General features: G+C 60.0%; 22 protein-coding genes and 1 tRNA gene. 11 read left to right on the top strand and 12 right to left on the bottom strand.

The annotated features are described in order from the left end of the window. Positions 1-152 precede the first annotated feature (152 nt). From gyrB to dnaA, 3 genes are all read right to left on the bottom strand, one after another. Positions 153-2636: a DNA topoisomerase (ATP-hydrolyzing) subunit B gene (gene gyrB, locus QCE64_RS13415; protein WP_310004091.1), complete on the bottom strand. Its 2484-nt coding sequence runs from the start codon at positions 2634-2636 to the stop codon at positions 153-155. 114 nt (positions 2637-2750) lie between these two features. After that, positions 2751-3854 carry a DNA polymerase III subunit beta gene (gene dnaN, locus QCE64_RS13410; protein ID WP_309811212.1) on the bottom strand — a complete coding sequence of 368 codons (1104 nt, stop codon included), beginning with the start codon at positions 3852-3854 and terminating at the stop codon, positions 2751-2753. Between the two features lie 273 nt (positions 3855-4127). Continuing rightward, positions 4128-5702, bottom strand: coding sequence for a chromosomal replication initiator protein DnaA (gene dnaA, locus QCE64_RS13405; RefSeq protein ID WP_309912842.1), 1575 nt, complete (start codon positions 5700-5702; stop codon positions 4128-4130). Positions 5703-6117: 415 nt separating this feature from the next. Here dnaA and rpmH point away from each other — a divergent pair, with 415 nt between their 5' ends. From rpmH to yidC, 4 genes are read left to right on the top strand one after another with little or no spacing between them, the layout of a single operon-like run. After that, entirely contained in the window at positions 6118-6252 is a 135-nt protein-coding gene (gene rpmH / locus QCE64_RS13400; protein WP_006998755.1) for a 50S ribosomal protein L34, read from the top strand. Positions 6253-6308: 56 nt separating this feature from the next. Further along, positions 6309-6812: a ribonuclease P protein component gene (rnpA, locus tag QCE64_RS13395; RefSeq protein WP_309912839.1), complete on the top strand. Its 504-nt coding sequence runs from the start codon at positions 6309-6311 to the stop codon at positions 6810-6812. 57 nt (positions 6813-6869) lie between these two features. Next, positions 6870-7205, top strand: a complete 336-nt coding sequence (gene yidD, locus QCE64_RS13390) for a membrane protein insertion efficiency factor YidD (RefSeq protein WP_309811770.1) — start codon at positions 6870-6872, stop codon at positions 7203-7205. Between the two features lie 8 nt (positions 7206-7213). Next, positions 7214-8881 (top strand): membrane protein insertase YidC, encoded by a 1668-nt coding sequence (yidC, locus tag QCE64_RS13385; RefSeq protein WP_309912835.1) that lies wholly within the window; start codon positions 7214-7216, stop codon positions 8879-8881. A gap of 79 nt (positions 8882-8960) precedes the next feature. Here the strand turns inward: yidC and QCE64_RS13380 are convergent, their stop codons facing one another. Both QCE64_RS13380 and QCE64_RS13375 read right to left on the bottom strand, forming a co-directional pair. Next, positions 8961-9395 carry a hypothetical protein gene (locus tag QCE64_RS13380; protein WP_310004089.1) on the bottom strand — a complete coding sequence of 145 codons (435 nt, stop codon included), beginning with the start codon at positions 9393-9395 and terminating at the stop codon, positions 8961-8963. A 191-nt stretch (positions 9396-9586) separates the two neighbouring features. Beyond that, positions 9587-10003, bottom strand: coding sequence for a transcriptional regulator (locus QCE64_RS13375; protein WP_310004086.1), 417 nt, complete (start codon positions 10001-10003; stop codon positions 9587-9589). A 307-nt stretch (positions 10004-10310) separates the two neighbouring features. Here QCE64_RS13375 and mnmE point away from each other — a divergent pair, with 307 nt between their 5' ends. Beyond that, positions 10311-11699: a tRNA uridine-5-carboxymethylaminomethyl(34) synthesis GTPase MnmE gene (gene mnmE, locus QCE64_RS13370; protein WP_309919502.1), complete on the top strand. Its 1389-nt coding sequence runs from the start codon at positions 10311-10313 to the stop codon at positions 11697-11699. Between the two features lie 2 nt (positions 11700-11701). On the opposite strand, the gene QCE64_RS13365 is transcribed toward mnmE, so the two are convergent. Further along, positions 11702-12172 (bottom strand): SgcJ/EcaC family oxidoreductase, encoded by a 471-nt coding sequence (locus tag QCE64_RS13365; protein WP_310004084.1) that lies wholly within the window; start codon positions 12170-12172, stop codon positions 11702-11704. Then, entirely contained in the window at positions 12169-12795 is a 627-nt protein-coding gene (locus QCE64_RS13360) for a LysE family translocator (RefSeq protein ID WP_310004082.1), read from the bottom strand. The genes QCE64_RS13365 and QCE64_RS13360 overlap by 4 nt, the downstream gene beginning before the upstream one ends. 401 nt (positions 12796-13196) lie before the next feature. Here QCE64_RS13360 and sap1 point away from each other — a divergent pair, with 401 nt between their 5' ends. Further along, positions 13197-13541, top strand: coding sequence for a surface attachment protein Sap1 (gene sap1, locus QCE64_RS13355; RefSeq protein WP_309811190.1), 345 nt, complete (start codon positions 13197-13199; stop codon positions 13539-13541). 257 nt (positions 13542-13798) lie between these two features. Then, on the top strand, positions 13799-14341 hold the full coding sequence (locus QCE64_RS13350; RefSeq protein WP_309811187.1) for a YaeQ family protein: 543 nt from the start codon (positions 13799-13801) through the stop codon (positions 14339-14341). On the opposite strand, the gene QCE64_RS13345 is transcribed toward QCE64_RS13350, so the two are convergent. Next, positions 14331-14762 carry a VOC family protein gene (locus QCE64_RS13345; RefSeq protein WP_309931480.1) on the bottom strand — a complete coding sequence of 144 codons (432 nt, stop codon included), beginning with the start codon at positions 14760-14762 and terminating at the stop codon, positions 14331-14333. The genes QCE64_RS13350 and QCE64_RS13345 overlap by 11 nt on opposite strands. A 265-nt stretch (positions 14763-15027) precedes the next feature. Here QCE64_RS13345 and QCE64_RS13340 point away from each other — a divergent pair, with 265 nt between their 5' ends. Further along, complete coding sequence (locus QCE64_RS13340) at positions 15028-15603, top strand: cytochrome b/b6 domain-containing protein (protein ID WP_309931479.1); 576 nt, start codon at positions 15028-15030, stop codon at positions 15601-15603. Between the two features lie 411 nt (positions 15604-16014). On the opposite strand, the gene QCE64_RS13330 is transcribed toward QCE64_RS13340, so the two are convergent. Continuing rightward, on the bottom strand, positions 16015-17028 hold the full coding sequence (locus QCE64_RS13330; RefSeq protein WP_310004078.1) for a hypothetical protein: 1014 nt from the start codon (positions 17026-17028) through the stop codon (positions 16015-16017). A gap of 460 nt (positions 17029-17488) precedes the next feature. Here QCE64_RS13330 and QCE64_RS13325 point away from each other — a divergent pair, with 460 nt between their 5' ends. The 3 genes from QCE64_RS13325 to QCE64_RS13315 all read left to right on the top strand — a co-directional run bounded on the left by QCE64_RS13325 (position 17489) and on the right by QCE64_RS13315 (position 19727). Next, positions 17489-19006 carry a PAS domain S-box protein gene (locus tag QCE64_RS13325; RefSeq protein WP_310004075.1) on the top strand — a complete coding sequence of 506 codons (1518 nt, stop codon included), beginning with the start codon at positions 17489-17491 and terminating at the stop codon, positions 19004-19006. A 218-nt stretch (positions 19007-19224) separates the two neighbouring features. Then, positions 19225-19407, top strand: coding sequence for a CsbD family protein (locus QCE64_RS13320; protein ID WP_309931665.1), 183 nt, complete (start codon positions 19225-19227; stop codon positions 19405-19407). A 71-nt stretch (positions 19408-19478) separates the two neighbouring features. Further along, on the top strand, positions 19479-19727 hold the full coding sequence (locus QCE64_RS13315) for a CsbD family protein (protein WP_310004073.1): 249 nt from the start codon (positions 19479-19481) through the stop codon (positions 19725-19727). Between the two features lie 893 nt (positions 19728-20620). Here QCE64_RS13315 and QCE64_RS13310 read toward each other — a convergent pair. The 3 genes from QCE64_RS13310 to QCE64_RS13300 form a co-directional block, all read right to left on the bottom strand. After that, positions 20621-20857 carry a DUF3072 domain-containing protein gene (locus QCE64_RS13310; RefSeq protein WP_309919477.1) on the bottom strand — a complete coding sequence of 79 codons (237 nt, stop codon included), beginning with the start codon at positions 20855-20857 and terminating at the stop codon, positions 20621-20623. An 847-nt stretch (positions 20858-21704) separates the two neighbouring features. Then, positions 21705-21780, bottom strand: a tRNA-Ala gene (locus tag QCE64_RS13305). A 69-nt stretch (positions 21781-21849) separates the two neighbouring features. Continuing rightward, positions 21850-22188: a c-type cytochrome gene (locus QCE64_RS13300; RefSeq protein WP_404987339.1), complete on the bottom strand. Its 339-nt coding sequence runs from the start codon at positions 22186-22188 to the stop codon at positions 21850-21852. Positions 22189-22190: the final 2 nt, after the last annotated feature.

The following is a 22190-nucleotide window of genomic DNA, read 5'->3' as shown; positions in this document are numbered from 1 at the left end:
CGCATCAAGCTGAAGCTAAAAGGGCTGAGTCCTGTGATGTACAGAACTCAGCCCTCACGGCCCTAGCCCAAAACTGTCCAACTTTGCGGGGTCAGTTCAATCGTGCGATCACGGGTTTGTGGTATCAGGAACGGGGTCTGCCTACCTACCCCTCAAACATCAATATTCCCCGCCCTCAACGCATTGCTCTCGATGAAAGCCCGGCGCGGCTCCACATCATCCCCCATGAGCGTGGTAAAGATCCCGTCCGCGGCGATCGCATCCTCGATCTGCACGCGCAACAACCGCCGCACATTCGGATCCATCGTCGTTTCCCACAGCTGCTCGGGGTTCATCTCACCGAGACCCTTATACCGCTGCTTCGAAACATTCCTTTCAGCATCCGCGATCAACCACTTCATCGCGCTCTTGAAGTCCATCACAGCCATCGACCGCTCACCGCGCTTGATCAACGCACCCTCGCCGATCAAGCCCTTGAACGTATCCGCCGTCGACACGAGCTGCTTGTAATCCGCCGTCAACTGAAGGTCTTCATCGATCACCGACACCTTCACGTTCCCATGATGACGCCGCTTGATATGCAGCGACCGCAGCTCGCGCACCTGATCGTAGGCCGGCTCGACACTCACTTCCGGCTTCAACGGATCCGCCCGCAAGCGCGCTTCCAGCCGCTTCGCCGAATCCTCCGCCGCCTCTTGCGACGACAAATCGAGCACCACACCATCCATCACCGCCTCGAGCGACGCCGAATCATAAATCCGGCTCAACCGATCGACCACCGCCTGCGCCAGCAGATACGCCCGCGCCAGTTCGCCGAGCGCATCGCCCGCGATCGCGTCGGCGCCTTCAGCCGGGATCAGTTCCGAACCCTGCAAGGCAAGCTTCAGCATGTGCTGATTCAGCTCGTGCGCGTCCTTCATGTACCGCTCGTCCTTGCCCGCCTTGATCTTGTACAGCGGCGGCTGCGCGATATAGATGAACCCGCGCTCGACGATCTCTGGCATCTGCCGGTAGAAGAAAGTCAGCAGCAGCGTGCGGATGTGCGCGCCGTCCACGTCCGCATCGGTCATGATGATGATGCGGTGATAGCGCAGCTTGTCCAGGTTGTAATCGTCCTTGCCGATACCGCACCCAAGCGCCGTCACCAGCGTCACGATCTGCTCCGAAGAGATCAGCTTGTCGAAGCGCGCCTTCTCGACATTCAGCACCTTGCCGCGCAACGGCAGGATCGCCTGGAACTTGCGGTCACGTCCCTGCTTCGCCGAGCCGCCCGCCGAGTCACCCTCGACGATATAAATCTCCGACTTCGCCGGATCCTTCTCCTGGCAATCGGCCAGCTTGCCCGGCAGCCCGATGCCGTCGAGCACGCCCTTGCGGCGCGTCATCTCGCGCGCCTTGCGGGCCGCATCGCGGGCACGCGCGGCATCGACGATCTTGCTCGTGATGATCTTCGCGTCGTTCGGCGTTTCCTGCAGATAGTCCTCGAGCGCCTTCGCGACGACTTCCTCCACCGGCGCGCGCACTTCGGACGACACCAGCTTGTCCTTGGTCTGCGAGCTGAACTTCGGCTCGGGCACCTTCACCGAAAGCACGCACGACAAACCTTCGCGCATGTCGTCGCCGGTCGTCTCGACCTTGGCCTTCTTGGCGATATCGTTGTCGACGATGTACTTGTTGATGACCCGCGTCATCGCCGCGCGCAGGCCGGTCAGGTGGGTGCCGCCGTCGCGCTGCGGAATGTTGTTGGTGAAGCAGAGCACGCTTTCGTTGAAGCTGTCGTTCCACTGCATCGCCACTTCGACGGTCACGTTCTCGCGCTCGCCCACCGCATGGAACACGTTCGGATGCAGCACCTGCTTCGCCTTGTTGATGTACTCGACAAAGCCCTTCACGCCGCCGCCGAACGCGAAATCGTCTTCCTTGCCCGTGCGCTGATCCGTCAGGCGGATGCGCACGCCGTTGTTCAGGAACGAAAGCTCGCGCATGCGCTTGGCGAGAATGTCGTAGTGAAACTCGACATTGCCGAAGATGGTCGCATCCGCGAGAAAATGCACTTCGGTGCCGCGGTTCTCGGTATCGCCGACCACCGGCATCGGCGAATACTGCACGCCGTTTTCCTCGACGATCTCGCGGTTCTGCACGAAACCGCGCGCGAACTCCATGAAGTGCTTCTTGCCGTCGCGGCGCACCGTGAGGCGCAGCCATTCGGACAGCGCGTTCACGCACGACACGCCCACGCCGTGCAGGCCGCCCGACACCTTGTAGCTGTTCTGGTCGAACTTGCCGCCCGCGTGCAGTTCCGTCATGACGATCTCGGCGGCGCTGCGCTTCGGATCGTGCTTGTCGTCGCGCTTCAGGCCGGTCGGCACGCCGCGGCCGTTGTCGGTCACGGAAATCGAATTGTCCGCATGGATCACGACGTGAATGTCGTCGCAATAGCCGGCGAGCGCTTCGTCGATGGAGTTGTCCAGCACTTCGAAAACGAGGTGATGCAGACCGGTGCCATCCGACGTATCGCCGATATACATGCCCGGCCGCTTGCGCACCGCCTCCAGACCCTCGAGGATCTGAATGGACGAGGCGCCGTAGCTGTTGTCGGGCGTGTTGTCGGGTTGCGAATTTGTGTTTTCAGTCATGGAATTTTCCGGTTCTGCTTCACTGCCTGGGTTACCGCTCGAACTTTTCTGAACACCATTAAAAACGCCAAAGGGGCGCGCCGCCCCTTGGAGTGTTCACCGTGAATGCGCGGGTCAGATGCGCATCGGCATCACCACGTACTTGAATTCCTCGTTCTCGGGAATCGTGATGAGCGCGCTGGAATTGGCGTCGCCGAGGCTGACCGTCAGCGTGTCGACCTTCAGGTTCGCGAGCACGTCGAGCAGGTACGTGACGTTGAAACCGATGTCGACGGTGTCGCCCTGATACGCGATCTCCAGTTCTTCCTGCGCCTCTTCCTGGTCGGCGTTCGTGGACATGATCTTGAGCTGGCCCGGCTCGACGAGACAGCGCACGCCCTTGAACTTGTCGGAGGTCAGGATGGCCGCGCGCTGCAGCGAGCGCTGGAGTTCTTCACGGCCGATTTCGAAGGTGTTCTTGTGCGACTTCGGGATCACGCGCTGGAAGTCCGGGAACTTGCCCTCGACCAGCTTCGACACCAGTTCCACCTGGCCGAAGCTGAACTTCACCTGCGTGGCGGCGATGTCGATCTTCAGATCGTCGTCGATGTCTTCCAGCAGGCGCTGGAGTTCGAGAATGGTCTTGCGCGGAATGATGACTTCCTGGCGCGGGAACGAACCTTCGATCTTCATCGACGAGAACGCGAGACGGTGACCGTCCGTTGCGACCGCCATCAGCTGGTCACCATCCACCACCAGCAACATGCCGTTCAGGTAGTAGCGGATGTCCTGCTGGGCCATCGCGAAATAGACCATGCCGAGCAGCTGGCGGAACGTCTTCTGCGGAACTGAAAGGCTCGCGCCGAAGTCAGTAGCCTGGTTGACGGTCGGGAATTCGTCGGCGGCGAGGGTCTGCAGCGCGAAACGGCTCTTGCCGGAGCGCACGGTCAGGCGCTTGTCCGAAAGGTCGAGCACGACTTCACCGGAAGGCATGGCGCGCAGGATGTCCAGCAGCTTGCGCGCGGCGACCGTGGTGGCGACCTGGTCGCTGCCGACGCCGAAGTCGGCGCGGGTCGTGATCTGGAGTTCGAGGTCGGTCGAAAGGAACGACACGTCGGCGCCGTTCTTGGTGATCAGCAGATTGGCGAGGATCGGCAACGTGTGGCGGCGTTCTACGATTCCGCTCACGGTTTGCAGCGGCCTTAGAAGATTATCTCGTTCGGTCTTGACCAGTTGCATAGAGTTCCTTCGTTGATGTATCGGCCCGTCCGCCGGCTTCGCCACTACTGGGTATGCCACCCTGACCGACGGACAACCTCGTAACCCGCGTTGCCGGCCCCCGCCGGTCACTCGCGACAGCTTTGCGCCAAGCCGCCCAGGCCATGAGCGGCGAAACCTGTATTGTGCCTCAAAACGGCAGCGCTCCCTAAAAATGGGGGCCGTTTCGTCAAAAAACAGGCCCGCGCACGCAATATCTGACGCGTACGCCCGCAGCGCTCCGTCAGTCGGCCGCTAGCCCTTCAAGGTCTGTTCGAGCACGTGCAGTTCGTGGTTCAACTGCGCGTCGGTGCTGCGCTCGGACCCGATCTTGCGCACGGCGTGCAGCACCGTCGTGTGATCGCGGCCGCCGAACAATTCGCCGATCTCGGGCAGGCTTTTCTGCGTCAGTTCCTTCGCGAGATACATCGCGATCTGGCGCGGGCGGGCAATGTTAGCCGGCCTTTTTTTCGAATACATGTCGGCGACCTTGATGTTGTAGAAGTCGGCCACCGTTTTCTGGATGTTCTCCACCGAGATCTGGCGGTTCTGCACCGTCAGCAGGTCCTTCAGCGCTTCCTTGGTCAGTTCGATGGTGATGTCGCGTCCGTGGAACTTCGAATACGCGAGGATCTTGCGCAACGCGCCTTCGAGTTCGCGCACGTTCGAGCGCAGATGCTTGGCCACGAAGAACGCCACGTCCTCCGACAAACTCACGCCTTCCGACAGCGCCTTGCGCATCAAGATGGCGACGCGCATTTCCAGCTCGGGCGGCTCGATTGCCACCGTCAGGCCGGAGTCGAAGCGCGAGATCAGGCGATCGTCGATGCCGGAGATTTCCTTCGGATACGTATCGCTCGTGATGATGACCTGCGCCTTGTTGGCGACCAGCGCCTCGAACGCGTAGAAGAACTCTTCCTGGGTGCGCGACTTGCCGGAAAAGAACTGAATATCGTCGATCAGCAGCAGGTCGAGCGAGTGGTAATAGCGCTTGAAGTCATCGAACGCCTTGCGCTGATAGGCCTTCACGACGTCCGAAACGTACTGTTCCGCGTGGATGTAGCGGATCCGGGCGCCGGCCTTGTCCATCAGCAACTGGTTGCCGATCGCGTGGATCAAGTGCGTCTTGCCGAGACCCACGCCGCCATACAGGAACAGCGGGTTGTACGAGATGCCGGGATTGTCCGCGACCTGGATGGCCGCCGCGCGCGCGAGCTGGTTCGCCTTGCCGGTCACGAAGTTGTCGAAGGTCAGCACCGGATTGAGCTTCGAACGCTCGTAGGCGGAATCGTTTTCACCGCCGGCCGGCGGCGCGCCGCCTGGACGCCACGTGCGACGGCCCGCGGCGGCTTCGTTGGCATCGAGGCTCGGAAGGTCGAGGTCGGCCGGATCTTCGGGCGTTGCCTGGGCGTGCTGGGCGGCTTCGGCAGCGAGCGCGTTGATGTGCGCGGCCGCGTTGGCGTGCGCGACGACCGACGGCGCGGGCGGCACGGCCGCGGCCGGCGCCGGTGCGCGCGGCGCGGCGGGCGCGCTCGGCCGCGGTGCGGCGTTCGGACCGCCGCCAATGGCGTTGCGCGCGGTGGCCTTCGGGTCGAGGACGAACTGGACGTCGATGGGCGCGCTGAAGAAATCGCGCGCGACGTCGGTGATGCGTCCGGCGAACTGGCTTTTCACCCAGTCGAGCTTGAAACGATTGGGAGCGGCGATGCGCAAAATGTGCGCATCGGCATCGAATTCGACCGGGGTCAGCGGCTTGATCCACGTGACGTACTGCTGCGGCGTCAGTTCCCGGGCCAGCAGTGCGGAACAGTGTTCCCAGAAATCGTTCATCGAATGCGGTCGTTTTGGTTGCTCCGCGCACCTGACGGCCGTGCTTGCCGAACGTTCGTCCGTTGACGGCAAGTCCCGGCACAGCCGAGCAGACGTGCTCCGGAGCCTTACGCCGCAAGGGTTTGCGGGCGGACAGCGAGCCGAAGCAGCAGGCGGATATTTGGGAGTAAGGCGAGATTCTAACGCCAAAAGAGACTGGCGCGCGAGTTATCCACAGGGACACATCAGGGACCCGGAAGCATGAAAAAGCGGCCGGCGCGCGCCTCGCGTGCTGCTAACCTATTGACGGTCAAGTGAAAAGCAGTTTAAATAGCGGGTTCCGCGAAAACAGAATTCCTGAACCTCCGGCCATCGCGCTTGCAGTGACCACACTGGAGCCAAGCCCGCGCGGTCAATCAACTCAAGTGAGAGCACCATGAAACGTACTTACCAACCTTCCGTGACGCGCCGCAAGCGCACCCATGGCTTCCGCGTCCGCATGAAGACCGCGGGTGGCCGCAAGGTCATCAACGCTCGTCGCGCGAAGGGCCGCAAGCGCCTGGCAGTCTGAGTCTGCTGGCACTGCCGCAGATGGCCGCTCGCGGCGCTTCTGCCGACGAGCCGCTCATGCGCCGCACAGAAGTCTTGAATCAGGACATCGTTCAGTTGCCGGCGCAGGCCACGTTCCCCAAGGCCGCAAGGCTGCTGAAAACGGATGAGTTCTCATCCGTTTTTCGTTTGCGCCCCTGGCGACGCTCGCCGCACTTCGTTCTGTACGGCAAGCCAACGGGTCATGCAGCACGGCTCGGGCTGGTCATCGGCAAGAAGCAGGCGCCGCGCGCCGTCACGCGCAACCTGGTCAAACGGCTGGCGCGCGATGCGTTCCGGTTGCGGCGCGAACAGCTGAGCGGCTTCGACATTCTCGTGCGGCTGCATTTGAAGATCGACCGCAAGGCCATGCCGAGCGCGAGTTCTCCGCCGCTTCGGGCGCTCATCGGTCAGGAACTGGAAGCCTTGTTCGACCGTGCGGTACGCGAAGCAGCGCGCCGTTCGGCCGATTCCGTGACGGAGCCGCCCAAGGCGCCCGCCGTCGACGATTCATCCGGCCCGAGCAGTTCACCCGGGTCATGAAGCGCAGATGCGCCAGGGTTCGTCTCCGTGACGAACCCGGCGCGCAGCGCGAAGCTTATGCAAACGGCACTCCTCGCGTTGTTGCGCTTCTACAAGCTTGCTGTGAGCCCCCTGCTCGGCAACCGCTGCCGCTTTTATCCTTCCTGTTCCGACTACGCACGCGAAGCAATCCAGTATCATGGCGCCGCGCACGGCACGTATCTCGCCGTTAAACGGCTCTGCCGCTGCCATCCTTTCTCGGCCGGCGGCATCGATCTCGTGCCGGCTCCTCCGGGGCACGTCGGCGAACCCGACAAGCCAGCTTCGCAACCGGATTCCGCATCGTCGGACCCGTCCGCGCGCAACAAGCTTTCAACACTAAACGGCGCTGAAGCGCTTTCCGATCGACACTGAGACAACGCATGGATATCAAACGCACCGTCCTATGGGTCATCTTCTTCGTGTCAGTTGTCTTGCTGTTCGACAACTGGCAACGGGACCATGGGCGCCCGTCGATGTTCTTCCCGAGCGCGACGCAGCCGGCCAAGACCGCCGCCAACCCCGCACCCGGATCGGCGACGCCGGGCGCACAGCCCTCCGAACTGCCGAACGCACCGGCCGGCGCCGCGCCCGGCACGACGACGCCGCCCGCCACGGCCCAGGCGCAGGTCGTCAAGTTCTCGACGGACGTGTACTCGGGTGAAATCGACACGCGCGGCGGCACGCTCTCGAAGCTGGCGCTGATGAAGGAAGGCGACGGCAAGCAGCCGAACCTCTACATCACCCTGTTCGATCACACCGCGAACCACACCTATCTGGCGCGCACCGGCCTGCTCGGCGGCGACTTCCCGAACCACAACGACGTCTTCACGCCGATTCCCGGCCAGACCTCGCTGACCGGTGACGAGAAGACGCTGAAGATCGCGTTCGAATCGCCGGTGAAGGGCGGCGTGAAGGTCATCAAGACCTACACGTTCACGCGCGGCAGCTATGTGATCAACGTCGATACGAAGATCGAGAACGTCGGCACGACGCCGGTTTCGCCGGCCGTGTACATGGAACTGGTGCGCGACAACACGCCGGTGGAAACGCCGCGCTTCTCGCACACGTTCATCGGGCCGGCGGTCTATACGGATCAGAAGCACTTCCAGAAGATCGACTTCAGCGACATCGACAAGAAGAAGCAGGACTACGTCAACTCCGCCGACAACGGCTGGATTGCGATGGTCCAGCATTACTTCGCGTCGGCGTTCATTCCGCAACAGGGCGTGAAGCGCGACATCTACGTCGAGAAGATCGATCCGGATCTGTACCGCGTCGGCGTCAAGCTGCCCGCGCAGACGATCGCGCCGGGACAGAGCGTCAACGTCGATGCCCGCCTCTTCGCCGGTCCGGAAGAAGAGCGCATGCTCGAAGGCATCGCGCCGGGTCTCGAGCTGGTGAAGGACTACGGCATGGTGACGATCATCGCCAAGCCGCTGTTCTGGCTGCTGGAGAAGATCCACAGCTACGTCGGCAACTGGGGCTGGGCGATCGTGCTGCTCACGCTGCTCATCAAGGCGGTGTTCTTCCCGCTGTCGGCGGCGAGCTACAAGTCGATGGCGCGCATGAAGGAAATCACGCCGCGCATGCAGCAGATCCGCGAGCGCTTCAAGGGCGATCCGCAGAAGATGAATGCGCAGCTGATGGAGCTGTACAAGACCGAGAAGGTGAATCCGTTCGGCGGCTGTCTGCCGGTCGTGATCCAGATTCCGGTGTTCATCTCGCTGTACTGGGTGCTGCTGTCGTCGGTGGAAATGCGCGGCGCGCCGTGGATTCTGTGGATTCACGATCTGTCGCAGCAGGACCCGTACTTCATCCTGCCGGTGCTGATGGCCGTCTCGATGTTCGTGCAGACCAAGCTGAACCCGACGCCGCCGGATCCCGTGCAGGCCAAGATGATGATGTTCATGCCGATTGCCTTCTCGGTCATGTTCTTCTTCTTCCCCGCCGGCCTGGTGCTGTACTACGTGGTGAACAACGTGTTGTCCATCGCCCAGCAGTACTACATCACGCGCATGATGGGCAAGAACCGCAAGAAAGCGGCGTAAGTGCGCTGTCACGATTGCATGTGAGAACGCCCGGCTTGCCGGGCGTTTTTTATCTGGGTGATGGCTTGTTGGCGATGAGTCAGAGACGCTTGTCCACGATTGCGCGCAGTGTGCGGATGACCTGCTGTGCTTCGTCGATCAGCGCGAGCGCTTGCGCACGGGGCTCGCAAGCCCCGTAGGGTGCGGGAGGCTGTGCGGCTTCCAGTTGCGTCGGCGAAGTGGGGTCTTCATTCTCCCAACCTACGAGCCACGCCTTGGATTTACCGACGAGCCTCACCAGAAGTTCAAAGTTCTGCGGCGACGGCAGACTTTCCCCGTTGATCCATGCTTGTGCAGTTGCCGGCCGGATCGCAACGCCGAATAATCTCAGCCATACATACGCGAGATCCGTTCCGCTGCTTACGTTGAACGGCCGTCGCTTGAACGCCGGCAGTCGCCGAAGTTCGGGCTGCACCTTGGTAAGCGCCAGTTCAATGCGCCGCGCAAAAAGCTGAAGGTCGATATAGCGTTTCATGGACGAAAGGTTCGCGCAAAACCTCGGACGCGCGAGCAATCAGGCACTGAGCGATTCCAAGCGGCTACCGTTTCTCCGGAGCCGTGCCATCGGACTCGAAGCCGCGTGCAGCAAGCGAAGCGAGCGGACCAAAGCCCTCCCCGGATTTATCCTAATTTCTTAAAACTTTGCCCAAAGAGGGGATCGGAAGCTCACCGCTTCATGGACCCATAGAACTGCTCGATAAGTTCTTCGAGCAAATACCGATGATGCGGCGACAGCGACTCGATCTTGGTCGCCAGCTCGAGCGTCTCGCCCGACGTCGGATATTTCTCGTCACGGGCCAGCGGCTTGGGCGGACCCTTCGGACTGCCGCTCGGCGGCGGGCCGTAGTGCAGCCAATGCTGATCGACCTTGAACCATTCCGAAAGCGTCTTCAGCTTGTCGGCGGTTGGAATCGACCGCGCGGTCAACCATTTGTGCGCCGTCTGAGGCGAAACCGATTCGCCCCGGTAACGCAGATTGAAATGCAATGCGAGATCGGTCGCGCCGCGCATCTTTTCAGGTGCGCGGGTCATCGAGAATTTCAGCCGCTCAGAAAAATCGGCCTTTTCTTGTGGTGTAGGCATGACCGAATTGTGCGAAATATCCGCTGACTACAAGTCAACCAGTTACGCTATATATGGCTTGTTTCATCCGCATTTATCTTGCTCACGTTGAGCAAATTACTGCTTGTCGCCAACATCATTTCATCAACAATGCCTTTCATTGTTGACTTATACGCCGATCCGCTCGTCAGTGCGGCCTGGTGGAGCGATACAGTCGAGTATCTCAAATAAGATAGCGCAAGAATCGTCCTATTGACACGGCAAGTGGTCCGGATTTGTCGTCGCGATACAATGCGCGCACCCTTCATCCCCCGTTTTGACTGCCGTCATGTTGAGCAACGACACCGATCCGATCGTCGCAATCGCCACCGCGCCCGGACGTGGCGGCATTGGAGTGGTGCGGCTGTCGTTAGGACGAGCGGGGGCGTCGGCGGCGCAGCAGGCGATGCTCGCGCTGTGCGGCGAAACGCTGTCGCCGCGGCATGCGAGCTACGTGCCGTTCCTGGATGCGGGCGGCGAGGCGCTCGATCGCGGCATCGCGCTTTACTTCCCTGCGCCGCACTCGTACACGGGCGAGCACGTGCTCGAATTGCAGGGGCACGGCGGGCCGATCGTGCTGCAACTGGTGCTGCAGCGCGCGATCGAGGTGGGCCGGGCGTTCGGCCTTCGGCTGGCCGAGCCGGGCGAATTCACCCGGCGCGCGTTTCTGAACGACAAGCTCGATCTCGCCCAGGCCGAAGCCGTCGCGGACCTGATCGAAGCCAGTACTGAAGCGGCCGCGCGTTCAGCCGGGCGGTCGCTGGAAGGCGCGTTTTCACGTGAGATTCATGCACTCGTCGAGGACGTGATCAATCTGCGGATGCTGGTGGAGGCGACGCTGGATTTTCCCGAGGAAGAAATCGATTTTCTTGAAGCCGCCGATGCGCGCGGCAAGCTTGCGCGCATCCGTCAGCAACTCGACACGGTACTGGCCGACGCGCGCCAGGGTGCGCTGTTGCGCGAAGGTCTTTCGGTGGTGCTGGCGGGACAGCCGAATGTCGGCAAATCGTCACTGTTGAATGCGCTGGCCGGCGCGGAACTCGCCATCGTCACGCCGATCGCCGGAACCACGCGCGACAAAGTGGCGCAGACGATTCAGGTCGAGGGCATTCCGCTGCATATCATCGACACAGCGGGTTTGCGCGAAACTCAGGACGAGGTGGAGCGGATTGGCATCGAGCGGACGTGGGGCGAGATCGAGCGTGCCGACGTGGTGCTGCACCTGCTCGACGCACGCGAGGGGTTGAGCGTGGCGGACCGCGACATTGCCGCCCGCTTTCCGCAGGGCGTGCCGGTCGTGCGGATCATGAACAAGACCGATCTGGCCGGCATGCCCGCCGCTGCGCACGATGCCGAAGGCCACATTCGCGTCGTGCAGCTCTCAGCGAAGAATGGCGACGGCATCGCGCTGCTGCGCGACGAATTGCTCAAGATCGCCGGCTGGCAGGCGGGCGCCGAGAGTGTCTATCTGGCACGCGAGCGGCATCTGATCGCGTTGCGCGAGGCTCGCGAACATCTCGCGCTGGCTGCGGGACACGCCGATCAACGGTCGCAAGTGCTCGATTTGTTTGCCGAAGAGCTGCGGTTAGGGCAGGAGAAGCTCAACGCAATTACCGGAGAGTTCAGCTCCGATGACCTGCTTGGCGTGATCTTCAGCCGCTTTTGTATAGGCAAGTAAGCTCACAGTCCGTGCGGCTTGCCGACTCCGCGCAGTTCTTCGCTGAGCCTTTCGCCCTCCTCCGGACGCCCGTGAAACGCTGCGGGCGTGTTCTGGAACACTTCGATCCGATACGCGCCGTCGCAGAGCGACAGCACCATGGTCTGGATGGCGTTCAGCTTCGGATCGAGCGCGGTGCCGCCGCGCGGCCACATGCCGGCGATCGCGCGCACGAGCAGCGTCTGCCCATTCGCCATGCGCCGCACTTCGCGCACTTTCGCGACAAAAAGCGGCGTTGGAAGTTGTTCGAAGATGGACCGCAGGTGTGCTTCGATGCAGGCGCGGCCATCAACCTGACTGCCGTCGAACCCGACGAGGCTGCCGCGTTCGGTGAAGCGCGCCGCCAGCGCGGGAGCGTCTTGGCGGTTCCAGTCTTCCAGCAACCCGAAATACGCGCGGCGCGCAGTCGTGCTCCAGTTATCCGCCTGGCTCATGCTGCCTTCTTCCATGCCGCGGCGAAGATGCCCGCACCCATCAGGAGCGTTCCGCCGGTGCGATTCACGGTTCGCTGGACGGATGGCTTGCGAATCGCCTTGCGCGCGCCAGAAGCAAGCAGCGCGTAAGCGAAGGCGTTGGCCGCCGCCAGACCAACAAAGGTGGCTTCCAGAATCGCAATCTGCGACACGCTCGCGACATGCGGATCGACGAATTGCGGCACGAACGCCACGAAGAAGATGATGCTCTTCGGGTTGAGTGTCGTGACGGCATACGCGTGCGCGATGATGCGGCCCATGCGCACTTCGTCGGTGGGTTGAGCGGCGTCGGTATCAATGACCGGCGCTCGCCACAGCTTTATGCCCAGATAAACGAGATAGGCCGCGCCGATCCATTTGACGAGCATGAACAATTCGGCCGAGGCCGCGAGCAGCACGCCGAGTCCGAGCATCGACGCGGTCATCGCGGTGAGATCGCCCAGGGCAACGCCGAGCGTGGTCGCCAGCGCGAACTTGCGCCCGTGGCCTAGCGCGTATGAGACGACCAGCAACACGGTGGGCCCGGGGATCGCGACGAGAATCGCGGAGGCGATTGCAAACGGCAGCCATTGAGCAAGGGGCATTGCTTTCTCCTGAAGTCGAAGCGTCGATTTATCCACGAACGCATGGATGTGGCAATAGGCCGCTTGGCCAGCTTGACGGGTTGATGCGGTTGCGCTTGGCTGTCGACGCGCGAACGCACGCGAAATCGTGCAGTGCAATATTCATTACTTCGGGCGGTTTTCAGCGGCTTAACGCCGCAGTTCAAAAGCTTTCATTTCCGATTGGCCGCCTTTCAGGTTTTTTTGGTTAATTGCCGCGATTAGACGAAGCGATTTACCCACGCCGCGACATTCTGCCGTGTTGCGGACGCACACAAGTTGTGCTTGCAAGTTTTTCTTACTCCACTAGCATGACTTTTGCGGTCATCCGCTTTTAAATACGTAGCTAATTTCGAGTGATTAGTCGTTCGGAGGCTAAATATATGCAGAAACGCGCCAGTGCTCTTTTTGCAATGGTCGGCCTGTTCGCCATCGTGTCCACCGCGCAAGCCCAGGACAGCGTTGTTCAGCCTCAGCAGACATTCACCTTCCGGCCTAATTCGTATGGATGCTTGTCGAAAGACAAGTTTGATTCGGCCGATCAGCACCAGAAAGCCGGAGAGCATCAGAAGATGCAGCAGTATTTCGAAGGCTTCGAATGTATCTCGACGCCAGTCGATTCCCACTTCCGTGTATTACGCGTCGTCGGCCATGACGTCGAGTTCGTCAATGCGTCGAACAGCGATACGCAAGGGATGTGGACGGCAGATCGTTTCATCGATCAATAATCCGGTCTGTATTTCAATCGCATTTGATTTGTCCGGCGCGATTTTCTAATCGCGTCGGTTGGTGTGTTTTGCTTCGGATTTCAGCCTAAGTCTTCTTCTTTTCTCACGCGCCGGACTTTTTGGTGCGCGTGCGTCGTCACGTCTTCCCATTTCCCTCGGATTCCCCGCACAATACCGGTCGCGCGTGCTCGTGTGTGTCGCACCGACCGCTTTTGCTCACCTGATTCGCCGGCCGAGCAGCCGGCGCCCGACGCTGAATGGCTCTCAAATCCACCATCTATAAGGCAGAGCTTCAGATTGCCGACATGGATCGCCACTACTACGGCGATCACTCCCTGACCATCGCGCGCCATCCGTCCGAAACGGACGAACGCATGATGGTGCGCATTGCCGCCTTCGCGCTCTTCGCGAGCGAACGATTGGAATTCTGCAAGGGCCTTTCCGACACCGATGAGCCCGATCTCTGGCAGAAGGATCTCACGGGGCAGATCGAGACGTGGATCGAGGTGGGGCAGCCGGACGAACGGCGTATTGCCAAGGCGAGCGGCCGCTCGGGGCGTGTCATCGTCATTGCCTATGCCGGAAGGACGGCGGACATCTGGTGGCAAGGGGTGAAGGGCAAGATCGACCGATTGCGCAATGTGACGGTCTGGTCGCTCGAGGAAGGCGTCGGCGACGCGCTCGGCAAGCTGGCCGAACGGACGATGCGGCTGCAATTGATGATGCAGGATGGCGAGGCTTCGCTCGGTAGCGAGACGGCCGATGCGGTTGAGCTGCGGTGGAGCGTGCTTAAGGGGTGATCGGTTTGTCGGCTGACGCTTCAGGCGGTCCCTTGAGTTCGATCATGTTGCCTTCGGGGTCGAACAGGTAGAGGGAAGGGCCGAAGCCTTCTGCGCCGTAGCGGCGCGCTTCTTCGCCGATTTTTACGTTGTGGTTTTCCAGGTGGGCGCGGAGTGATTCGGCGTCGAAGGGCTCGACGCGGAGGCAGAGGTGGTCCATGTTGCGGCCGGCGCCTGGGTTGCCGCTGTCGGGTCGGTCGATTTTTGCGCCGACGCTCAGGAGGTCGATCAGAGAACGGCCTGCGCGCATCTGGATCAGGCCTAGGTCGCGCTGCTCCTTCTCGATCGGACAATTCAGCACCGTGCGGTAGAAGGTCACCATGTTGTCGAGGTCAGCGCAGCGGATCACGACGTGATCGATTTCGCGGATGGTGAAGGACATGGTGAGGCGCTCGCGGTGGGGTTGCGAGGGAGTTTAGCGCGGGGAGAGATGGGAATGAGAAAGGCTTGGCGGGTTAGGCCAAGCCTTCAGGATTCGTAGTCGAGGAGTCGAGCATCGGAACCCCCCTTCCCGGCGTCATTTTTCCTAAAGGTAACGTCGCTAGTATCCAGCGAATTCGCGTAGGCTTTTCTCAGGCCATCAGCCTCAGATAGGCAGGCTGCGCATCCAACCGGTTCATGCAGTCTTTGCAACCTGAGGAGCATTAATGGCGAAGGCTCCCGCATTGCAGCGTCCGGCATATGACGTTGTCGCACGCACAATGCACTGGCTAACAGTCCTGTTGATCGCAATGCAATTTGTGATCGGCTGGACAATGCCGGACGTCCACAAAGACACACAGCCGGTTAATCTGATCGCGTGGCATCTTGGGGTGGGCGCGACGCTCGTCACCCTTATGGCGGTCCTGGTGATCTGGCGATTGACGCATCGGCCCCCGCCAGATGACCTGCCGCCGCTATTCAGCATCGTCTCGCGCGTAACGCATTTTCTCCTCTACACCGCCCTAGTGCTGGTGCCGCTGCTCGGCTGGATCAACGCATCCTCAGGAGGTTGGGCAGTCCGCTTGCTGAGCGTGGTGCCCTATCCAGCGCTGAGCGAACCAGGCTCGACATTCGGCCACGCAATGGGTCATGTTCACGGCATCCTCGCATGGGTACTCTTCGCTTTGATTGGACTGCTTGTCGTCGCAGCGCTGTTCCATCGTCACGTTCGAAGGGACCATGTGCTGCAAAGGATGCTCCCCCGCGCAGGGCTGTCGCATGATCCAGCTCGACACCGCTAGCGTCCGCAAAAGCCCAAATCGCACAACGAGCCGCATCCAATCCGCTTTGCAGATTCCGCATGCTCGAAGCCTCTCGATCAGTCACTCAGCGTCGAGACCTGCGCGCCTGCTGCAATTAGCTCAATGGCGCCGACGCGGCAGCGGCAGAAGCGGCCCTCGCTTCCTTGGCGGCTTTGTGGTGACCGACTGCGCAACCCAAAGCGGCGCCTGTCACACCATGGTGTCTTGCTACGTGTCCGACAACGCCGCCGACTGCGGCACTCTTGATGCATCCCTTGGCGAATGCGGGTGCCGCACAAAGCGCGGCGATCAGAACAAGTACGTAGAACATTTGCTTCATCGTTTGCGATCTGAACGGTCAGACACTTGCCGCATAGAAGGAAAACTCAACGCCTCAGATACGCTGCGATATCAGGCGCTCTCGGCCTGGTCGCGCTGTAGGGGAGGTTGATCGTTCTTGCGGACCCACCGCAGACCCAGCAGTCCGAACAGTGCCGAGATGGCTCCACCCAACGCCAGGACGAGTGCTGCCGCCCATGCGACGTGACTCACGCTCGCCGACGCCGCGTTCCCGGCCTCACGCGCTTTTTGTTCGCCGACCTGCTTAAGAGATTGAATTTTTGCGATCGCTTGGTTGTAGGTTTGTTCGTAGTTGTCCGCGATTTGCTGCGCTTCGACCCGCGACTTTCCTGTGTGAGCAACGATAATATTGACAAGCGCGTCGCGATCCGCGGCGTTCATTGCCGGCTGTGCCTTCTGCTTAAGACGGTCGAGAAATTCCTGCAGGTCTGTCGATGCGCTCTGAGGGTTGGCAGCCGTCCTCTCCGCGCTCGACGCGCCATCTGCCGTTGCGGCGCTAGCGGCGGAAGCAAGTTGTTTCGGCGACAAAGCAGATTTCCCGCTCTCCTGTAGCAGCGTCTTCAGATTGTTCTCGAGGTCGCCCATTTGCGGTGTCAAGCCATTCTGGTCAAGCACTGCCTTGACACCCGACGCGACCGTTGGCGTCACCGCAGCGAGCCCATGACCGGCTAACGATATTCCTTGCCCGGCGACGCCTGCAGCCGCACCGACGACGCCGCTCGCCGCGCTTGACACGAAATAGAGTGTCGCTAGCGTGGTCAATGCCCATGTCAGCATGCCGTGAAGCGCACCGTGCTGAGGAGCGGTGCGGCCCGCGAAGAACCCTCCGACCGCTAACGCCAGCAACGTAGACACACCTACCCATATACTCGCGGCAGTGCCAAATCCGCTGAACGGATTTCGGTTGGTGAGAGGATCGAAAGCGCCAGCGCCTATTGCTGTGCCGATCACCGCGAGAAAGAGGTATGTCATCAAAGCGACCACGAAGCCGACGAAGGCGGCGGACCACGAAATATGCGGCAGGCGGCCGCGCTCTTCAGCGAACGTTGAATTAAACGTTTTCATTGATTCTCCTAAAAATTACGTGATAGCCGACCACACGCGGCGATGGAGCACGCCGCTCGATGTGGGCCTCCTCGCGGCAGGCAGGGCTAGTCGTCAACCCTGATCCAGTTTCTCCAGAGCATCGCGCACCATCGGGTCGCCGCATGCGAGGAACTGTCCTTTGATGGGCAAACCCACGAGCATGATCAGGAAGTCATCTTTCGTCGTTTGCCCGCTTGCTCATCCGCTCCTCGCTGACTCCTCGTCGCTTGCGAAGGTGCAGACAGAACGCAGTTGGGGTTCTCGCCAGACGTCATTCGCTTGGATGCAGAGTTTAGTGATCGAGCGAAAGGACGCCATGGTGCATCCGCATCAGTACAGATGAAGCATTTGCTTCTGGAAGGCGATGGTTTTCATGCTAAGACTGTCGAAGCGACCGAAGTGTCAGACAAGCGAATCATAAGAAGGAGGGGAAAGCAAAATGAATCAACGTAAGGATGGGGCAGATCAAGACGCTCAGACGGCAGCCGACGACAAGGTCCTACGCAAGCAGACTGACCGGCGTCAACTGCATCAGATCATCAGTGGCTTGACCGAAGGTGTCATCCTGGTCGAGCCTGATCAGACCATCGTATGGGCGAATCAGGCAGCGCTGGAAATGCACGGCGTGACGGAATTGACCGAGCTAGGCACCGATGTGACTGAATACCGCGAGCGCTTTCGCCTGCGATATCGAAACAATCATCCGGTCCTCCCGGGAAGCTACCCGCTCGACCGCGTGATTGCTGGCGAAGAATTCAGCGATGTCGTCGTTGAGGTCGAGCGCACGAACGCAAGCGACTCGCAGTGGGTTCATCGAATTCGAAGTCTCGTGCTCACCAATTCGGACGAAGAGCCGGACTGTCTGGCTCTGATCTTGCACGATGCCAGTGACTGGGCAAGTGCCGAACAACGTTTTGAGCGAACGTTCAATGCCAATCCCGCACCCGCGCTCATCTGCCGGCTGCAAGACCAACGCTATATCAAAGTGAATCAGGGCTTCCTCGAGATGACAGGCTACGTCAGGGAACAAGTGGTCGGTCGCTCTGTGCTTGAGCTTGATGTTTTAGAGGGTGCGGAGCGACGTGACCTTGGCATCGAGCGCATTCGACAAGGCGCGACAGTCCCCCAGATGGAAGCCGTGTTGCGGCTCCCGGAAGGCGCCACGAAGTTCGTCGTGGTCGCCGGTCAGCCAATCGAGATTGGCGACGAAGCCTGCATGTTGTTTACGTTCATGGATCTCGAACCTCGTCGCCGCGCCGAGACGGCGCTCAAACAAAGCGAGGAACGTTTCGAGCGGTCATTCCGCATGAATCCGGTACCGACGGTTCTCTACTCGTCGGAAGGAAGAATGACCCTCGACATCAATGAAGCGTTCACAACAACAACTGGATTCACCGCGGAACAGATCGTCGGCCGCCCAATTGATGAAACAGCGTTGTGGAAGAATGACGCTCACAGCAAGATCACGGAGCTGCTCGCGCAAACGGGCAGTATCCGGAACGTCGAATTCCAGATCGAAACGGCGAGCGGCGACATACTCAATTGCCTTGTCTCCGCAGAGCCTGTCACGATCCATGGAACAGATTGCGTATTGATTGCGTTGCTGGACATCACTGATCGAAAGCGCTCCGAAATGGAACTGGTCTCGGCCATTGAGACCGTGATGCAAGATGCCTCCTGGTTCAGCCGCACGCTCATCGAGAAGCTGGCTAACGTCCGCAAAGCAAATGCTCCTGACGCAGGAGCGCACCTGTCTGACCTGACTGCGCGTGAATGCGAGGTATTCAAACATCTGTGTCGTGGCTTGTCGGACAAGGAAATCGCCAAAGCACTCGAACTGTCTCATGCCACCGTGCGCAACCATGTCTCGACGATTTATGCCAAATTGGACGTGCATAGCCGCGCGGAGGCAATCGTCTGGGCTCAATCGCGAGGACATTTCGCGTCGGAGCGTTGATACGTCAGCGGCTTCGGCAGCAAGACTGTGAGCATTGGCGAGACGGTCCACGACTCGAAGACGGGCGGCATGCATTTGCATCACTCAGGCTAGTACAAACGAATCTGTTGTTGACCCCTGGCCAATGGCATGCTGACCGCATGAGACGTGATGAGCATCTCTTTGCGTCGAGAAAGCAGTGACCGACCATGCGCCGACCTTTTTTCAAGGAGAACATGATGGACAAACACCGTGTCGATGGGGCAGCCAAGCAAGTCAAGGGTTCCATCAAGGAAGCCATTGGCAAAGTGACCGGCGATCGCACGACGGAAGCCAAGGGTGCCGCAGAGAAGGCCGAAGGCAAGGTGCAAGCGAGTGTCGGCAAGGCTGCGGACAAGGTAAGAGACACGCTAAAGAAGTAACGGTCAGCAGTGTTGATCGCTGGCCGATTGCATCCACCCAGCGATCAGCTAATCATTGGCGAGGACAAAAAATGTTTGAAAGAACAGAAGGCACGATTCAGAAAGCTGCGGGCAAAGCTCAGGCAGCCCTCGGAGATGCGACAAACGACGCGTCGACTCAAGTTGAAGGGCTTGCGCGGCAAGCTGCGGGCGCTGCGCAGCAGACCTACGGCAAGGCACTTAGCACCGTTCGGCATGTCACCAAGGAGAATCCCGTCATAAGCCTGGGTTGCATCGCTGTCGCGGCCTTCGCGCTTGGAGCGCTCTGGGCGCGACGGTAGGCATTTTCTCTGACAGGTTGCTGCTGATGAGTTGCGAGGGGATTTGGTTGGTCGGCTTTGGGCCGAATTGCTGAAAACATTTGAGCTTCTGCCCCTAGCTCCGTCGATCCCTGAACAACACGCAAGACCGCCATCGCGCAGATGATTTGGTTCCGCAACACTCAGCAGGGAAATCACGATTGAGACAGTGGTCCGCTGATTGCCCTGCCGCGCCCTGACGCCTTGTAAAGCTCGCGCCGAGCAATCCAATCACCGAACGTCAAAGCGATCGTAACCATATGGCTTGCTCTTCTCGCGGGTTATAGGCGTGAATCGCGCTAGCTAGCTGATCGCGAAATACAAGTGCCACGGTTCGGCCTCGCAGGTCTGGCTTGGCACTTGCAGCCATTTCGCGGTTCATTCAGTAGGCGCATCCCGGCTGGCGAAGCACTCTCTTTTGGACCAGCGGTATTGGCGCCGCCATGAGGCATATTGCTGTTGCCCTCTTCTCCGATCCGCGTGAAACAGGCGTCTATCGGGCGAAGTCCCAAAGCAAAATTTGATTTATCAAACGCATTCAGCGGCCTCAGAACATTCAGGCGCAAGTGCGATACTGTCAGCGCCCGCTCCCGCCACTGCAACGTCAAGAACACAGCCCAGCTCTGGCACGATAAGTAAGCTGCGTCAGCATCTTCATAAGGACGCGCAATTGCTCTCGTCACTTCACTGAAAAGAGCTGAACCCGAGTTCGATCGGTATCGCCCGGTAACGAGGCCAATTTGGTGGGAAAAAAGAGAGCCACCATGGCGTTGCGCAGAAGTTCGCACGATGGCTCAAGCTCATTTCCAGCAACAACTCCTCCCTCTGCAATCGGCGGCGCGTTAAGCAGCTGACGAATCCTGCGTCGGTTCGAACTACTGGCTGCCTCGTCCGGTTATCTTTTGAAGTTCATCAATACGCCGCGAGGCGTCGGCTTTGTTCAATGTGTCGTCGAACTGTTCCTTTGCTTCTTCACAAAGCGTTTTCAGATACGACGCCTGAGCACCGGTCATAGGCTCGTTGCCCGTTGTCCAGTCTCCCGGGTCCTTTTCCGCGTTTGAGGTCGGATGCGATTTGGGGTTTTCTTGCGAGTCGTTAGCACTTTGTGTCATGAGGAATCTCCTTAAGCCTGGGTTCTGGCGCAATGACCGTGCCGGGGACAAATATCGAGAAGCTCGCCCAAAGGACACACTGCAATTTCCCGCTATGCTTTGCAGTTCCCTCATCTACTGCAGCGCAGATGACCGCGACGCGGGTTGTTGAAGCGTGTCGTTCAGGCTCTCAGCGCTCATCATTTACCCAAGCGACCCATCATGCGTCTAACTGCTCCCTCTCCGATGTCTTTGGCGCCATCAGAGCCGATTGTCATCGCCACCTCCGATCGCCATCGAGAGCGCTGTGGGGTTCCTGATGCAAAGTAAGTGATTCAGCGCAAGCGTTTCCTGCGCATCTCGCAGAGACTGCCGGCTTTCTGGCAAGGCATCACTGCCGCTTCTTCCACGCTGAAACGCACATCGGCCAAGCGCGCCGCTTCGCCAGACGTTCGCTTCTGGCGCTGCACTGAACATTCTCACATTCAAGTTGGGCGCTGTCGGTTCATCTGTTCGCAACCTGCCCAGGCGCAGCATTCATTGCCCTCCGAAACTCAAGCGCAGCACCCTTTAATCGCGCTTGCGATACCTTGGTTCGCAGTTGCGTGCGGTTCCTTTCGCCAAAGAGCAACGCGAAAGACAGCCCCACGGTGGCTACGGGATTCATAAGGAAACGCACTAGGTCTTTGCTCGACGTATCTACAGAACCGGCAAGCTTTAGCGACGGATACAAGCTACCCCCGCAAAAGTCCCAAATTGGTCCCCGATGACTCGCGATGTAATCGGATGACACTGGAAACAAAAAACCCCGCGAGCCTTGCTGGCTGCGGGGTTTCGGGACTTCATCGGACGTACTAGGAATGTTGGTTGGTGGAGAGGAGGAGGATCGAACTCCCGACCTTCGCATTGCGAACGCGACGCTCTCCCAGCTGAGCTACCCCCCCAACGAAGCAAAATAATATCACAGCGGATTGGCTGAGGTGCAAGCCATCGGACGATAGCGGCTCACCGGCTTACTTGCCAGGCGCCCCAGCCAGCACCCAAGCCACAACCGTCTTGATATCCGCATCATTCATCCGCGGGTGGGAAGGCATCGGAATCGATCCCCAGACTCCCGCCCCACCGTTCTTCACCTTCTTCTCAAGCTGCACGCTAGCCTGCGGTTGCCCCTTGTACTTCTCCGCCACTTGCTGAAACGAAGGCCCAACGAGCTTCCGATCAACCGCATGACACCCCATGCACGCATTGCTGCGAGCGATGGCCATCGCATCAGCGGCAGAAACAACCTGCTCCGCCGCCTTGGCATCGATCGCCACCACAACCATCGCAACAACAACAACCAACCCGCGCATTC

It is taken from the genome of Caballeronia sp. LZ043 (assembly GCF_031451075.1).
In the GTDB taxonomy this organism is placed as follows: Bacteria; Pseudomonadota; Gammaproteobacteria; order Burkholderiales; family Burkholderiaceae; genus Caballeronia.
The sequence above is the reverse complement of the archived record's forward strand: the minus strand, read 5'-3'. Positions and strand labels throughout refer to the sequence as shown.

Coding starts and splice junctions, on each gene's coding strand:
- QCE64_RS13315 (WP_310004073.1), top strand. CDS start 19,479: ATGTTTGAAAGAACAGAAGGCACGATTCAGAAAGCTGCGGGCAAAGCT.
- rpmH (WP_006998755.1), top strand. CDS start 6,118: ATGAAACGTACTTACCAACCTTCCGTGACGCGCCGCAAGCGCACCCAT.
- QCE64_RS13340 (WP_309931479.1), top strand. CDS start 15,028: ATGGCGAAGGCTCCCGCATTGCAGCGTCCGGCATATGACGTTGTCGCA.
- sap1 (WP_309811190.1), top strand. CDS start 13,197: ATGCAGAAACGCGCCAGTGCTCTTTTTGCAATGGTCGGCCTGTTCGCC.
- QCE64_RS13330 (WP_310004078.1), bottom strand. CDS start 17,028: ATGAAAACGTTTAATTCAACGTTCGCTGAAGAGCGCGGCCGCCTGCCG.
- mnmE (WP_309919502.1), top strand. CDS start 10,311: ATGTTGAGCAACGACACCGATCCGATCGTCGCAATCGCCACCGCGCCC.
- QCE64_RS13350 (WP_309811187.1), top strand. CDS start 13,799: ATGGCTCTCAAATCCACCATCTATAAGGCAGAGCTTCAGATTGCCGAC.
- QCE64_RS13360 (WP_310004082.1), bottom strand. CDS start 12,795: ATGCCCCTTGCTCAATGGCTGCCGTTTGCAATCGCCTCCGCGATTCTC.
- QCE64_RS13380 (WP_310004089.1), bottom strand. CDS start 9,395: ATGAAACGCTATATCGACCTTCAGCTTTTTGCGCGGCGCATTGAACTG.
- yidC (WP_309912835.1), top strand. CDS start 7,214: ATGGATATCAAACGCACCGTCCTATGGGTCATCTTCTTCGTGTCAGTT.
- yidD (WP_309811770.1), top strand. CDS start 6,870: ATGCAAACGGCACTCCTCGCGTTGTTGCGCTTCTACAAGCTTGCTGTG.
- dnaA (WP_309912842.1), bottom strand. CDS start 5,702: ATGAACGATTTCTGGGAACACTGTTCCGCACTGCTGGCCCGGGAACTG.
- QCE64_RS13375 (WP_310004086.1), bottom strand. CDS start 10,003: ATGCCTACACCACAAGAAAAGGCCGATTTTTCTGAGCGGCTGAAATTC.
- QCE64_RS13365 (WP_310004084.1), bottom strand. CDS start 12,172: ATGAGCCAGGCGGATAACTGGAGCACGACTGCGCGCCGCGCGTATTTC.
- QCE64_RS13320 (WP_309931665.1), top strand. CDS start 19,225: ATGGACAAACACCGTGTCGATGGGGCAGCCAAGCAAGTCAAGGGTTCC.
- QCE64_RS13325 (WP_310004075.1), top strand. CDS start 17,489: ATGAATCAACGTAAGGATGGGGCAGATCAAGACGCTCAGACGGCAGCC.
- QCE64_RS13310 (WP_309919477.1), bottom strand. CDS start 20,857: ATGACACAAAGTGCTAACGACTCGCAAGAAAACCCCAAATCGCATCCG.
- dnaN (WP_309811212.1), bottom strand. CDS start 3,854: ATGCAACTGGTCAAGACCGAACGAGATAATCTTCTAAGGCCGCTGCAA.
- rnpA (WP_309912839.1), top strand. CDS start 6,309: ATGCGCCGCACAGAAGTCTTGAATCAGGACATCGTTCAGTTGCCGGCG.
- QCE64_RS13300 (WP_404987339.1), bottom strand. CDS start 22,188: ATGCGCGGGTTGGTTGTTGTTGTTGCGATGGTTGTGGTGGCGATCGAT.
- gyrB (WP_310004091.1), bottom strand. CDS start 2,636: ATGACTGAAAACACAAATTCGCAACCCGACAACACGCCCGACAACAGC.
- QCE64_RS13345 (WP_309931480.1), bottom strand. CDS start 14,762: ATGTCCTTCACCATCCGCGAAATCGATCACGTCGTGATCCGCTGCGCT.